Source organism: Haloplanus rubicundus, assembly GCF_003342675.1.
Taxonomy (GTDB): domain Archaea; phylum Halobacteriota; class Halobacteria; order Halobacteriales; family Haloferacaceae; genus Haloplanus; species Haloplanus rubicundus.
On sequence record NZ_CP031148.1, the window covers coordinates 628,140 to 641,410 of the forward strand.

13 protein-coding genes are annotated in these 13,271 nt (G+C 69.9%); 5 read left to right on the forward strand and 8 right to left on the reverse strand.

The features are described from left to right. Positions 1 to 48: 48 nt before the first annotated feature. Together DU484_RS04030 and DU484_RS04035 are read right to left on the reverse strand one after the other, a co-directional pair. The gene (locus tag DU484_RS04030) at positions 49 to 1,212 is read right to left on the reverse strand and encodes an MFS transporter (RefSeq protein WP_114584906.1); all 1,164 of its coding nucleotides are present in this window, start codon (positions 1,210 to 1,212) and stop codon (positions 49 to 51) included. An 18-nt stretch (positions 1,213 to 1,230) separates the two neighbouring features. Next, positions 1,231 to 2,541, reverse strand: coding sequence for an MFS transporter (locus DU484_RS04035; RefSeq protein ID WP_114584907.1), 1,311 nt, complete (start codon positions 2,539 to 2,541; stop codon positions 1,231 to 1,233). A 95-nt stretch (positions 2,542 to 2,636) separates the two neighbouring features. Here DU484_RS04035 and DU484_RS04040 point away from each other — a divergent pair, with 95 nt between their 5' ends. Further along, the gene (locus DU484_RS04040; protein WP_114584908.1) at positions 2,637 to 3,842 is read left to right on the forward strand and encodes a potassium channel family protein; all 1,206 of its coding nucleotides are present in this window, start codon (positions 2,637 to 2,639) and stop codon (positions 3,840 to 3,842) included. Here the strand turns inward: DU484_RS04040 and DU484_RS04045 are convergent, their stop codons facing one another. Further along, positions 3,843 to 4,133: a DUF7536 family protein gene (locus DU484_RS04045; RefSeq protein WP_114587156.1), complete on the reverse strand. Its 291-nt coding sequence runs from the start codon at positions 4,131 to 4,133 to the stop codon at positions 3,843 to 3,845. Between the two features lie 126 nt (positions 4,134 to 4,259). Between DU484_RS04045 and DU484_RS04050 the strand changes: the two genes are divergently transcribed. Beyond that, a complete protein-coding gene (locus DU484_RS04050; protein WP_114587157.1) occupies positions 4,260 to 5,216 on the forward strand; it encodes a succinylglutamate desuccinylase/aspartoacylase family protein in 957 nt (318 codons plus the stop codon). 2 nt (positions 5,217 to 5,218) lie between these two features. Continuing rightward, a complete protein-coding gene (locus DU484_RS04055; protein ID WP_114605168.1) occupies positions 5,219 to 6,298 on the forward strand; it encodes a pyridoxal-phosphate dependent enzyme in 1,080 nt (359 codons plus the stop codon). Here DU484_RS04055 and DU484_RS04060 read toward each other — a convergent pair whose 3' ends face one another. Further along, complete coding sequence (locus tag DU484_RS04060) at positions 6,299 to 6,514, reverse strand: DUF7511 domain-containing protein (protein WP_114605169.1); 216 nt, start codon at positions 6,512 to 6,514, stop codon at positions 6,299 to 6,301. Between the two features lie 129 nt (positions 6,515 to 6,643). Beyond that, the gene (locus DU484_RS04065) at positions 6,644 to 7,894 is read right to left on the reverse strand and encodes a tRNA(Ile)(2)-agmatinylcytidine synthase (protein WP_114605170.1); all 1,251 of its coding nucleotides are present in this window, start codon (positions 7,892 to 7,894) and stop codon (positions 6,644 to 6,646) included. 152 nt (positions 7,895 to 8,046) lie between these two features. Between DU484_RS04065 and DU484_RS04070 the strand changes: the two genes are divergently transcribed. After that, the gene (locus tag DU484_RS04070) at positions 8,047 to 9,018 is read left to right on the forward strand and encodes a transcriptional regulator (protein ID WP_114584912.1); all 972 of its coding nucleotides are present in this window, start codon (positions 8,047 to 8,049) and stop codon (positions 9,016 to 9,018) included. Positions 9,019 to 9,061: 43 nt separating this feature from the next. Next, a complete protein-coding gene (locus DU484_RS04075; RefSeq protein WP_114605171.1) occupies positions 9,062 to 9,445 on the forward strand; it encodes a cupin domain-containing protein in 384 nt (127 codons plus the stop codon). On the opposite strand, the gene DU484_RS04080 is transcribed toward DU484_RS04075, so the two are convergent. The 3 genes from DU484_RS04080 to DU484_RS04090 form a co-directional block, all read right to left on the reverse strand. Next, complete coding sequence (locus DU484_RS04080) at positions 9,442 to 9,690, reverse strand: glutathione S-transferase N-terminal domain-containing protein (RefSeq protein WP_114584914.1); 249 nt, start codon at positions 9,688 to 9,690, stop codon at positions 9,442 to 9,444. The genes DU484_RS04075 and DU484_RS04080 overlap by 4 nt on opposite strands. An 80-nt stretch (positions 9,691 to 9,770) precedes the next feature. Next, positions 9,771 to 11,171 carry an NCS2 family permease gene (locus DU484_RS04085; protein ID WP_114605172.1) on the reverse strand — a complete coding sequence of 467 codons (1,401 nt, stop codon included), beginning with the start codon at positions 11,169 to 11,171 and terminating at the stop codon, positions 9,771 to 9,773. Positions 11,172 to 11,272: 101 nt separating this feature from the next. Further along, complete coding sequence (locus tag DU484_RS04090) at positions 11,273 to 13,240, reverse strand: aconitate hydratase (protein ID WP_114605173.1); 1,968 nt, start codon at positions 13,238 to 13,240, stop codon at positions 11,273 to 11,275. Positions 13,241 to 13,271: the final 31 nt, after the last annotated feature.

Here is a 13,271-nt window from a genome sequence, read left to right on the forward strand (position 1 = left end):
CAACGCTTATATTGTCGTCCGCGTGGCTGACGCGTGGCCTCCCGGCCGTCAGGCCTCGATCCCCAGCGCCCGATTGGCCGCCAGCGCGCCGACCAGGACGGCGAGCAGACTCGCGACGAGACCGTAGGCCGCGACCCACCCCAGTCGACCGGCGAGCGTCCCCGTCACGCCGCTCCCGAGCGAACTCACGAGCAACACGACCGTCCGCACCAGCCCGAACCCGGTGCCGCGCTCGTCGGCGCCGAGATAGTCCATGAACCGGGAGTTGAGTACGCCCGGCCACGAGAGGCCGAGCCCCAGAAGCCCCGTCCCGGCGACGACGACCGCGAGACCGCCGTCCCCGAACAGGAAGCAGGCGTAGCCGGCGACGCCGGCGAGGAAGGCGGCGCCGAGAGTCCGGTCCCGGCCGAGCGCATCGGAGACCCACCCCAGCGACGGCGCCGCGACGAGCGTGATGGCGAAGACCACGCCGAAGAGGAAACTCGCCCGGCCGGTCCCCAGCCCGACGTGTTCGACGAGGAAGGTCGGGAAGAAGGAGGCGAAGGACTGCCAGGTGAAGAAGGCGATCATGGCCAGCAGAGTGGTGAAGGCGATGCTGGGGCGGGCGAGCATCGCCAGCAGTTCGGACGGATCGACGCCCAGTCCCGTCCGGTCGGGCTTCGTGGGCGGCGTCTCCGGCACCCGCCACGCGAACAGGACGAGCGCGACGGGGGCGACGACGGCGGGCACGAGCAGGCCGGCCCGCCAGCCGAACCGCGTGGCGACGGCGGCGCTCGCGACGGGGGCAACCAGGCCGGCACCCGACGCGCCGATTTCGTGGACGCCGAGCGCGCGACCGGTGTTCTCGAACCGGTCGGCGAGAAAGGAGGTGCCGGCGGTGAAGTAGAGGCCGGCGCTCGCACCGAGGGCGACGGCGCCGACGGCGAAGATCAGGATCCCCGTCGCGCTCGCGAGCAGGAGGCTCGTCGCCGCGATGCCGGCCATCGCGAACAGGACGACCCGTCGCTGGCCGATCCGGTCGGCGACGACGCCGCCCGGGAACTGAAACAGGGCGTAGGCGGCCCACATCCCCGAGAGCGCGAGGCCGACGGTCCCCGTCGAGACGCCGAACGCGTCGATGACGTCGGGCACCAGGGGACTCGGCGCCAGTCGGGCGACCATCGTCACGAAGAAGGCGCCGGTCGTCACGCCGAGCAGGTCCCACCGTTTCATCGATGGGGTCGTCCCCCGCTACTCGCTTCGTTCTTGCGCTTGCGCTCGGTCGGAGCGCCGGGTCGTGGCCCACCAGTACCAGACCGAGCAGCCGAGCGCGACCAGCCCCATCGCCGCGGCGACGGCGAAGGCGGCCCGGTAGCCGAGCGCGGTGTACACCCGCGCGCCGTCGACGACGGCGCCCGTCCAGAAGGCGTCGAGGAGCCACCCCATCACCACCGGCAACGCCGCCACGCCGACGAACCCGAGGCTGTTGACCGCGCCGGTCGCCGACCCGCTGGCTTCGGCCGGGTGGCGGTCCTTGACCAGCGTGAGCGTGACGAAGCCCGCCCCGCCGACGAACGTCGCGCCGAAAAACACCGCCCCAGTGACGGGCAGCGGGGGGCGTCCGACGACGGCGAGCAACCCGTAGCCCGCGGCGAAACAGGCGCCCGCGGCGGCGACGATGGGAGCCCGGACGCCGAGGCGGTCCGACAGCCGCCCCATCGCGGGCGGGCCGAAGAGGAACCCGAGGTTGCCGACGAGGACGTACGTCGACGCCTGCCGGACCGAGAGACCGTACCGGTCGACGAGAAAGGGGACGCCCCAGATGCCGAGGACGGTGAACGTCGTGCCGACAAAGGAGAGGAAGACGGCGCCGAGCACCCACGTCAGCGGGTCGGCGAGCACCGTCTTGGCGTGGTCGGCCGCCTCCCGAAACGAGGTTTCCGATGGCGGCGAGGCTCCCTCGATGGGTGGGAGGCCGGCGTCCGCCGGGGTGTCGCGTACCCCGGCGAAGACGGCCACGGCCGAGCCGAGGCCGACGACGCCCACGGCCGCGAGCGTCGTCCGCCACCCGAATTCGGCGACCCCGACTGCGAGCGGTGTGGTGGCCAGGATGCCGCCGATCCCCGCCATCGCCGAGGTGACGCCGGTGATCGTCGCGAACTCGTCGGTCCGGTACCAGTTCGCGCAGTACCGGAGCGTCGAGATGTAGATGACGCTCCCGCCGAGACCGATGATCGACCGCGAGGCAAAGGCGAGGACGTAGCCGTCGCTGGCGGCGAACGCGACGACGCCCGCGCTCATGAGCAGGGTCCCCACCGCCGCGACCCGGCGGGTCCCGAAGCGGTCGGCAAACACTCCCGCGGGCACCTGCAACAGCGCGTAGATGTAGAACAGCGAGGAGTGAAGTACGCCGAGTTCGGTCCCGGTGGTGTCGAACGCCCGCATCAGGTCGTCGGCGATGACCGACGTCGACACCCGGTGGAAGCTGAACAGCGCGAATCCCGTGGCGAGGACGACCCAGCCGATCCAGCGGCGCCGTCGCGGATTCGTCCATACCGACATCCCTCCGGCGACGTTGCCCCGATGGCGGCAATAACCCATCGATGGGGCGACCTCGCCCCGGACGTTTTTATCGCCACGGCGCGGGAGTCCCACGTATGGACCCTGGGGACGTGGAGTACGAGCCGATAAGCGTGAAGGCCGTCCTCGCGGAGATGAAGGACACGGCCGAACTCCTCATCGACCTCTCGTACTCGGCGGTACTCCACGGGAGCGACGAGGTAGCGGCGGAGGTGCTGGAACTCGAAGAGCGGATGGACGTGTTGCAGATGCAGGCACGGATGAGCCTCCTGATGGCCGCCCGGAGCCCGGAGGACGCGGAAGCGTTGGCGCCCGTCCTCGGCGTCGTCGGCGCCGCCGAGAAGATCAGCGACGCCGCCGGCGACATCGCCAAGATAGTGCTGGAGGACATCGGCATCCCCGAGGCGATGCGGACGGCGATTCCGGAGGCCGTCGAGACGGTGGTCCGGGCACAGGTCGCCTCCGACTCCGACTACCGCGACGTGTCGCTCGGCGACTGCAACCTCGAAACGGAGACGGGCGTCCGCGTCATCGCCATCCGGCGGGCGGGTGAGTGGATCGTCAACCCCGACCGGACGACGACGTTCGAGGCCGACGACGTGGCCCTGCTCCGCGGGACGGAGACGGCGCTGTCGACGGTGTACGAGGCCGTCACCGGCGACGCGTACGACCCGCCCGAACCGGTCGACTCCTCCATCGACGACCTGGACCGTGCCGTCGACTCCATCGTCCTGATGAAGAACATGAGCGAACTCGCGGTGGATCTGGCCTACGGCGCCGTCCTCTTCGACAGCGAGGGCGTCGCCGAGGAGGTGGTCGAACTCGAAGCCGAGGTGGACGCCCTGAAATCGCGGTTCGAGGCGTGGGTGTTGCGCGCCGCGCCGCGGGTCGAGGACCCCATCACCCTCCGGGGGCTGGTGCATCTCGCGAGCGCGACGGAGGTGATCAGCGACGCCGCCTTAGAGATCAGCGAGGGCGTCCTCCGGGGACTCGATACCCACCCCGTCGTCGCCGCCGCGGTGGAGGAGTCCGACGAGGTGATCGTCCGCCTCACCGTCGCCGCCGGGAGCCAGTTGGCCGACGCGTCGCTCGGCGAACTCGAAGTCAAGACGGCGACGGGGATGCGCGTGATCGCCGTGCGCCGCGGCGACGGGGACTGGGTCGTCTCGCCCGGCCCGGAGACGGCGGTCCGCGACGGCGACGTGCTCATCGCGAAGGGGACACGTGCGGGTGCGGGCCGGCTCGCCGACCTCGCGGGCGCAGACGATCCGATCGACGCCTGATTACAGTTCCCGCGTGACCCGATACGCCGTCACGAGCGTCAGGGCCGCGGCCACGAGCAGCGCCGTCGCCGACGCGAGAACGAACCCGAGGAGCAGAAACCAGCCCTCGGGGCCGATTCCGGGATACCGCTGTGTCCCGCCCACCGGGCCGACCAACTCGAAGACGCGGACGAGGTAGACGGAAACGGCGAGGGCGACACCGGCGACGACGCCGACGAGTGCGTTTCGGCGCACCTCCAGGGCGTCGAGGAGCCCCGCCGACGGAGGGCGCGCAGGTGTCTCGTCGCTCACGACCACCCCTTCGGGGGCCACGATCAAAGGCGCGTCGTTGTGTCGCCGGGCATCCGTCCGGCGTCGGGCGAGTACGCGCCACTCGCGACCGAACCGCTCAAAGGGGACGAGTTCGTGGGTCGAACAATGACTTCGGTGGGAACCGCGGACGCGTCGCCGGGGACGGTCGATACGGGCCGTCTCGAGGTCGGCGAGACCCGCGACGGCAGTACGTTCGGCCTCCCCGTCGCCGTCGTGGAGGGGGCCCGCGACGGCAAGACGCTCTACATCCAGGCGGCCAGCGACGGCGACGAACTCAACGGCGTCGGCGTCGTTCAGCGCGTCGTCCCGCGGATCGACCCCGACGAACTCGCGGGGACGGTGATCGTCGTCGGCGTCGTCAACTACCACGCGTTCCAGGTGGCCGAACACCGGAACCCCATCGACGACACGAAGATGAACCGGGCCTACCCCGGCGACGAGAACGGCACGTCGAGCGAGCGTATCGCCGCTGCCACCTACGACGTGGCGCGGGACGCGGACCTCGTGCTCGACCTCCATCAGGGATCGACCAGCCGGATGATCGACGAGGTGCGTGTCCGGTGTGGCCGCCGCCATCGCCTCCACTCCAAGTGTCTCGACCTCGCGAAGACGTTCGGCTGTGGCTACGTCCTCGACCAGAAGGGGCCGGACGGCCAACTCGCCCGCGTCGCCCCCTCCGACGGCGTGCCGGCGGTCGACCCCGAACTCGGCGGTGCCGTCGGCTGGGACGAGGAGAGCATCGCCAAGGGCGTCGAGGGCGTGTTCAACGTCCTCCGCGGCTACGATTTCCTCCCCGGAGATGCGGGGCTCGAACCCCAGACGCGCGCGAAGGCGTTCGACCAGTACGGCTCGCCGGTCGGCGGCCTCGTCCGGTTCCACCACGACCTCGGCGACCGCGTGAGCGCCGACGAGACGCTGTTCGAGGTGACCGACGTGTTCGGCGAGCTGAAAGCCCGGATCACCGCCGACAACGACGGCATCTTCTGGCGGAGTCGTCGCCTCCCGCAGGTCGCCACCGGCGAGTACGTCTGCTCGGTGGGCAAGACCGTCGACACGTACTAGCCGTGTCCGCCGACCTCGTCTGCTCCGTCTGTGACCGCACCTACGCCGACCGCTGGCGCTGCAGCTGTGGCGCGCCACTGGAGTTCGCGTCCGAACCGCGTCCCGACGGGCCGGCGCCCGACTTCTCGGCGTTCGACTCCCGGCGCGGCCTGTGGGCGTTCTCCGAGTTCCTCCCAGTCGCCCGGCACGTCACGCTGGGGGAGGGGTTCACCCCGCTGGTCGACGCCCCCGAGTGGGACGCGACGTTCAAACTGGAGTACGTCTCGCCCACGGGGAGTTTCAAGGACCGCGGTGCGGCGACCGTCGTCTCGCGGGCGGTCGAACGCGGCGCCGACCGAGTCGTCGAGGACTCCTCCGGCAACGCGGGCGCGGCCATCGCTGCCTACGCCGCTCGCGCGGGCCTCGATGCCGACATCTACGTCCCGGTGTCCGTCACGGCCGCGAAGCGGCGGGCCATCGAGGCCGTCGGGGCACGCGTCGTCGAGGTGGCAGGGGACCGCGAGACGGTGGCCGCGGCCTGTCGGAACGTCGTCGAGGCGAGCGAGGAACGGCGTTCCTCGCTCGCCTGGTACGCTAGCCACGCCTGGAACCCCGCCTTCTTCGCGGGGACGGCGACGTTCGGCATCGAACTCGCCGCCCAGCGCGACTGGTCGGTCCCGGACGCCGTCGTCGTCCCCCTCGGTCACGGTACGTTGCTTCTCGGAGCCTATCGGGGGTTCCGAGCGCTCGTCGAGGCCGGCTGGACCGACCGGATGCCCCGACTGCTGGCGGTGCAGGCGGCGGGGTACGCGCCGGTCGCGGGTCACCTGGGGCCGGAGACCAACGACCTCGCGGACGGGATTCAGGTACGCGAGCCGGTGCGCCGTGAGGCCGTCGTGGACGCCATCGACGCGACCGACGGCGACGCCGTCGCGGTGTCGAGCGACGCCGTTGCCCGGGCACGCGACGCGCTTCTGGCGCGCGGTTTCGACGTGGAACCGACCGCCGCGGCGGCCGTCGCGGGGCTCCGGGAGTATCGCGACCGGGGCGTCCTCGAAGGCGGGACCGATGTCGTCGTTCCGCTCACCGGCCGCGGGAAGTAGTCATCTGATCTCGTCGATGGCGACGAAGGCGTCGTCGCTCGCCGTGATCCACGCCGTGAGCCGCTCTCCGTCGTCGACTACGGAGGGAAAGATCGTACACTGTTCGCCGTCGCTACCGACGGCTTCGATGGTGTGGTCGAGCGTGTACGTCGGCCAGCGGTCGAGCGCGGAGGTGTCCGCCGCGACGGGTGGCTCCCCCTCGTCGGCCGAACTCACGGCACTGCCCTCCCGGTCCGTGCGGGTCGATCACACATCACAGTCGACGCGAGGCGCGCATCCGGCTTGGCTATTCACTGATTACTACGGGTTAACGACCCGTTGAACGGGTTCAGTCGTGGCCTACCGTCACCGTTCGGGGTGGGTCGGTGCGTCGAAACCGCCGCGAACGAGCGGTTGGGCGACGTGTCGGCGGGCACACGGCGGCACCTCGTACCACCCCGGATCGAGCGTCCGGTCGAGCGGTCGCTCCACGCGGCCGGGGGCCGTCGTCCCGCAGTCGCGACACCGGTAGCCTTGCTCGCGGCCAGCGCTCTCCATCGACCGGCCGCAGTCGGGGCAGGTCGGAACGACCCGTTCGGTCCGCACCAGTTCTCTGAGGACGAACTTCTCCAGCTTGAGCGTCCCGTTGCCAACCTCGCCACAGACCGTCACGCGGTCGCCGGGGCGGAGACGCCGCACCCGGTCCCGGAACCGTTTGGTCGGCTCGAACGCCACACACGGGAGGGTCGCGTCGCCGTCGCGGATCGACAGGTGGACGTGCCCGCCCGCCCGCGTCTCCGGCGCGTCGTCGACGACGCCGTCGACCCGGTACGCGCGGCCGTCCTCGACGGACGCTGCGGTCCCCGGGCGGAGGTGGGCGTCCGTTCCCTGGTTGGTGCGGTACGTGACCGCCCGTGCGACGGGTTCGCTCTCGATATTCGCCGCTACCGCGCGGACCGTCGCGGGGTCGTCGCCGCGGATCCCGTAGAGGATCGGTCCCGGTGCCGCCGGCACGCAGACGAGTTCGTCCTCGACCCGGTCCACCGTGTCCCAGGCGTCGGGGTAGGCCGCCTCGGCCGCCGCGAACGCACTCTCGCGGTCCACGTCGCGGGGCGTCCCGCACCGTTCTAGGTCCCGGTAGGCGATCCGTTCGTAGGTCCAGTCGTCGAAGGCGCGGTCGGCGCCGACGGCCGCGAGGGCGCCGATCCGGCCCCGGCCGCCGTGGTGGCGGTAACCCAGCCGATCCAGGAGGGCGCGCGTCTCGTCGACCCCGAGTTTCTCGTGGAGCGCCCGGCGGGCGAAGTCGGCGACGGCGTCCGGCACCGACGCGTCCGCGACGACGACACCCGGGTCCGTCCGCGGGTCGTCGGTTTCGGCCAGCCGGTCGACGGCCGCGACGGCGAGGGCGAACGCCCGGTCCGGGTCGAGGTCCGTCTCGATGCAGAGGGCGGCGTTGCCCCGCGTCTTGTACTCGACGGCGGGGTTGAGACGGATCAGGAGGCGGCGCTCGACGGTCCCGCCGGCCGCCTCGATGGCGTCGGCCACGCGGGCCGCCACGTACGTCGTACACATCCCGTGCTCGCGGGAGTCGGTGTCGTCGAGGCCGACGAGGGTCACAGGGGGTGTAGGCGGACGGCCGGTGATAAGCGCTGTCGTCGCCCCCGTCTCGCGGTGGGGTCGCGCCGGCGTGGGTCGTCTCCGCCAATCGACGGACGTGATACGGATGCCCGACACAACTTATATATGTGACGGAGCGCTTACCTCCCGCTATGTCACGGTCAGCACTGGTCGGAAACGTCACTGCGATGCTGCAGGACGCGGGCTTCGTGGTGAGCGACCGGTGTTCGATCCGCCCCAAGAGCTTCGACCTGGCGGCCCGGCGCGGCGACGACCTGCTGTTGGTGAAGATTCTCGCCAACGTCGATAGCCTCGACGCCGAAACCGGGACCGAGATGCGCCGCCTCGGCTCCTACCTCTCGGCGACGCCGCTGGTCATCGGCCTGCGCACCCGCGACGAGGACCTGAAACCAGAGGTGGTCTACTTCCGCCACGGCGTGCCCGCGATCAACCCCGACACCGCCTTCGACCTGTTCGTCGAGAACGTCCCGCCGCTCATCTACGCGGCGCCCGGCGGCCTCTACGTCAACATCGACGGCGACTTGCTCGCGGACGAACGCGAGGAGCGCGGCTGGAGCCTCGGTCGGCTGGCGACCGAACTCGGCGTCTCCCGGCGCACCGTCTCGAAGTACGAGGACGGCATGAACGCCAGCATCGAGGTGGCGATCAAGCTCGAGGAGCTGTTCGACCAGCCCTTCAGCGACCCCGTGAACGTGCTGGAGGGCGCCGATGCGGTGCGGGACGCGGAGCCGACGCCCCAGGACCCCGCCCTCGACCCCGAGGAGGATCACGTCCTCGCCGTCCTCGCCCGCGTCGGCTTCACCGTCCACCCGACGAACCGCGCGCCCTTCACCGCCGTCAGCGAGGACGGCGACCACGAGATCGAGAACCTGCTCACCGGCCACTCGGCCTTCACCCGGAGCGCGGAGAAACGCGCCCGGATCATGTCCTCGCTCGGCGAAGTCACCCGCACGCGGTCGGTCTATGTCACCGAAGAACGCGAGAAGCGGGACGCCATCGAGGGGACGGCGCTCGTGAGCCAGGAGGAACTCGCGGCGCTCCGGGACGCCGACGACCTGCGCGACCTGATCCTCGAACGCGCACGGGCGCCCGCCGAGAGCTAACCGAAGACGAAAGATTTTGCGCGCCCGCGCCGACACCCCGTCCATGACGGACGGCTACAGCATCGTCCACCCCGCCGACGTACCGGCCGAACAGTTCAACACGTGTGAGACGACGGTCCGGAAGCTGACGGCGCCGCTCGGGGCGACCGAACTCCGGGTGAATCAGGTCGTCGTCGAGCCGGGGGAGGTGACGACGCCCCACACCCACGAGGGACAGGAGGAGGTGTTCGTCTCGATGGACGGCGGACAGATATCGCTCGCCGGCGAGGTACACGACGTGCCCGCCGGCGGCGTCGTCCGCGTCGCCCCGGAGACGGTTCGGAACCTCTGTAATCACACCGACGAGACCCACGTCTGGCTGGCGTTCGGCGCGCCGCCGGTCGGCACCGTCGAGAACTTCGGATCGTACGTCGTCGAGGAGTCTTAAGCGCCGTACGTCTGCTCCAGATACGCGACGATGTCGTCGCTCTCGGACATCCCCTCGACGTCGTGGTCCGGATCGACGAGGACGGGGACGCCCGTCTGCCCGCTCACTTCCTCCACTTCCGTTCGCTCGGGGTGCGAGCGCGGCACCTCGTGGGAGACGTACTCCAGCCCGAGTTCGTCGAGTTTGGTCTTTACCTTCGCGCAGTAGGGACAGCCGGGGAGTTCGTAGAGTTCCAGGTTCGGCATCGAGTGGGCGTACAGGCTCCGCGAACTTGAGGCCGACGGACGTGTGCGCTGCGGGCGCGAGGCCGGTGGACGCCCAGGGCCTACGCCAGCGTGTTCGTCCGCACCACGTAGTACATGACGAACGCGCCCGCGAGCACCCAGTGGCCGGGGCGCACGTCGCCCCACTCGCCGCGCGCCGCCTTCACGATGGGGTAGGTGACGATGCCCGCCGCGATGCCCGTCGCGATGGAGTAGGTCAGCGGCATCACGAGGATGGTCATGCCCGCCGGAATCGCATAAGAGAGGTCGTCCCACGCGATGTCGACGACGTTGCCGAGCATCACGACGCCGATGACGACGAGGGCGATGTGGGAGGCGTAGAGGGGGATGGCGGCGGCGAGGGGGACGACGGCCAGCGACGCGAGAAAGAGCAGGGCGACGACGAGGGCGGTCATCCCCGTCCGGCCGCCCTCCTCGACGCCGGAGGCCGACTCGATGTAGGTCGTGACGGTGGAGGTGCCGAGCATCCCGCCGACCGTCGTCCCGACGGCGTCGGCCATCAGCGGCTTGTCGATGTCCGGGAGGTTCCCCTTCTCGTCGAGAAAGCCCGCAATCTGGGCGACGCCGGTGAGCGTCCCCGCGGTGTCGAAGAAGTCGACGAAAAAGAAGGTGAACACGACCAGCGCGAAGGTGAACGCCTCGATGTCGGCGAGGCCGACGACGAACGCCCCTGCGAGGGGCGTGATGTCGTAGGTGGCGCCGGGGGCGCCGGCGACGAGGCGACCGGCCGCGTCGCCGCCCACGAGGCCCGCGTTGGCGACGATCCAGCCGAGCGCCGTCGTCCCGACGATGCCGAGGATGATCGATCCGCGAATCCCGCGGGCGTAGAGCGCGAACGTAAAGAGGAGGCCGACGACGGAGACGATGGCGACCGGATCGGACGCGACGGCGCCGAGCGTGATCAGCGTCGCCGGGTCGTCGACGACGATGCCCATGGCCTGTAAGCCGATGATGGCGAGAAAGAGTCCGATCCCGGTACCGACGGCGAACTTGACGGGCTCCGGAAACGCTCGGATGATGTACTCGCGGGCGCCGATGGCGGTGAGGACGATGAAGACGATGCCCTCGACGACGACGGCGGCGAGCGCCGTCTGCCAGGGGATGCCGAGCGCCCCGACGACGGTGAAGGCGAAGAAGGCGTTCAGGCCGAGGCCGGGCGCCTGTCCGAACGGGCGGTTGGCGTACAGCGCCATGATCAGCGTCGCCGTCGCCGCCGCGACGATGGTGACGACGGCGAGCATCGACTGTACCTCGCCGGGACCGTATCCCGCCACGACGATGCCTGGTTTCTCGCCCGGAATCCCGACGAGAATGCTCGGGTTCACGACGACGATGTACGACATCGTCAGGAACGTCGTGAGTCCCGCGAGCACCTCCGTCCGGAGCGTCGTCCCGTGCTCCTCGAAGCCGAAGTAGTTCGCCAGCGAGTCACTCAACGCCATATACGCTGCATATCAGCAATCCGGCACTTAACGGTTGGCATGCGATTCGGCGGCCGCATCTCGACGTTCCGATTCGAGGCGGGATCTTTCGGTGGCCCCGCCTACGCCTCCTCGTCGACGCCGTCCGCGAACTCCCGGCGCGTGTGCGGAAGTTTTCCGCCCGCCGCGAGCAGTTCACGTTCGCGCTCGTTGGCGTCGAGGTGAGCCGTCGCCTCCCAGTCGTCGTTCACGCGGATAGTGAGCGTCTCCTGCCCGCTCTCGACCGCTTCGACCGCGTCGTCGACGAGTTCGACGTCGTCGCCCTGCTCGATGCGGTCGTACGTCTCCGCGTCGATGCTCAGCGGCAGGAGGCCGAAGTTGATCAGGTTGGACTTGTGGATGCGGGCGAACGACTGCGCGAGGACGCCGTGGATGCCGAGGTACATCGGACAGAGCGCGGCGTGTTCCCGTGAGGAGCCCTGGCCGTAGTTCTCGCCGGCGACGAGGAAGCCGCCGTCGGCCTCGGCGGCCCGCCCCGCGAACGTCTCGTCGACCCGCTTGAGCGTGAACTCGGAGAGCTTGGGCACGTTCGAGCGGTAGACCGACACCTCCTGGGTCGCCGGGATGATGTGGTCGGTCGTGATGTTGTCGGGCATCTTCAGGAGCGCCGGTCCCGTCAGCTCACTGCCGAGCGGTTCTTTCAGGGGCACTTCGTCGATGTTCGGTCCCTTGACGAGGCCGTCGTCGACGGCCTGGTCCGGCATGATGATGTCCGACTCGCTGGCGCCGATGTAGCGTTCGGGGTACTCGAAGCCGGGCGCCTCCAGGTCGTCGAGTTCGTCGGCCAGGTCACGCGGATCGGTGATCTCGCCGGTCAGCGCCGTCGCCGCGGCGACTTCGGGCGAGCAGAGATAGACCGCGTCGTCTTCCATCCCGGAGCGTCCCTCGAAGTTGCGGTTGAAGGTGCGGACGCTCACGGAGTCGGAGGCGGGGACGTGGCCGGCGCCGATGCAGGCGCCACACGTCGCCTCGGAGATGTTGACGCCGGCGGCCATCAGTTCCGCGGTGAGACCGTTCCGCGCCGCCATCTCGGCGGCCTGTTTCGATCCCGGTGCGACGATCATCTCGGTTCGCTTCGCCACCTCGCGGTCGCGGAGCATCTTCGCCACGGGGAGGATGTCCTCGTAGGCGCCGTTGGTACAGGAGCCGACGAGCACCTGATCGGTCTCGGTGCCCGCCACTTCCCGGACCGGCACCACGTTGTCCGGCATCGACGGACACGCGATCAGGGGTTCGATGTCGGAGAGGTCGACGACGATTTCGTCGTCGTACTCCGCGTCGGGGTCGGGCGAGAGTTCGACGAAGTCCTCCGGCCGGCCGAGGCGCTCGAAGAACTCCTTCGTGCGCTCGTCGGTCGGGAAGATGGAGGTGGTGGCGCCGAGTTCCGTCCCCATGTTCGTGATGACGGTGCGCTCGTGGGCCGAGAGCGTCTCGACGCCGGGGCCGGTGTACTCGAACACCTTGCCGACGCCCTCCTTGACCGAGAACCGCCGGAGGAGTTCGAGGATGACGTCTTTCGCGGTGGACCACTCGGGGAGTGCCCCTTCGAGGCGGACGTTGACGATTTCGGGCACGTCGAGGTAGTAGGGCGCGCCGCCCATCGCGGTGGCCACGTCGAGGCCGCCGGTGCCGATGCCGAGACAGCCGAGGCCACCCGCCGTCGGGGTGTGCGAATCCGCACCGATGAGGGTCTTGCCCGGCGCCGTGAAGTTCTCCTTGTGGACCTGGTGGAGGATGCCGGTGCCCGGCCGCGCGAAGTAGGCGCCGTAGGTGCCCGCGGCCGACCGGAGGAAGCGGTGGTCGTCGGACACCTTGAAGTCCGGCTGGTAGGTCTGGTGGTCGCAGTGCTGGCCGGCCACCTCGACCTGTACCTCGTCGAGGCCGAGCGCCTCGAACTGGAGCCACGCCATCGTTCCCGTCAGGTCGTGGGCGATGGTCTGATCGACCGCGATGCCGACCTCCTCGCCCGTCGCTATCTCGCCGTCGACGAGGTGATCCTCCAGAATCTTCTCCGTGAGTGTCTGTCCCATAACTACCGGGGCTTGCGCGGTGGTTCACATA

Coding starts and splice junctions, on each gene's coding strand:
- DU484_RS04030 (WP_114584906.1), bottom strand. CDS start 1,212: ATGAAACGGTGGGACCTGCTCGGCGTGACGACCGGCGCCTTCTTCGTG.
- DU484_RS04035 (WP_114584907.1), bottom strand. CDS start 2,541: ATGTCGGTATGGACGAATCCGCGACGGCGCCGCTGGATCGGCTGGGTC.
- DU484_RS04040 (WP_114584908.1), top strand. CDS start 2,637: ATGGACCCTGGGGACGTGGAGTACGAGCCGATAAGCGTGAAGGCCGTC.
- DU484_RS04050 (WP_114587157.1), top strand. CDS start 4,260: ATGACTTCGGTGGGAACCGCGGACGCGTCGCCGGGGACGGTCGATACG.
- DU484_RS04070 (WP_114584912.1), top strand. CDS start 8,047: ATGTCACGGTCAGCACTGGTCGGAAACGTCACTGCGATGCTGCAGGAC.
- DU484_RS04075 (WP_114605171.1), top strand. CDS start 9,062: ATGACGGACGGCTACAGCATCGTCCACCCCGCCGACGTACCGGCCGAA.
- DU484_RS04080 (WP_114584914.1), bottom strand. CDS start 9,690: ATGCCGAACCTGGAACTCTACGAACTCCCCGGCTGTCCCTACTGCGCG.
- DU484_RS04085 (WP_114605172.1), bottom strand. CDS start 11,171: ATGGCGTTGAGTGACTCGCTGGCGAACTACTTCGGCTTCGAGGAGCAC.
- DU484_RS04090 (WP_114605173.1), bottom strand. CDS start 13,240: ATGGGACAGACACTCACGGAGAAGATTCTGGAGGATCACCTCGTCGAC.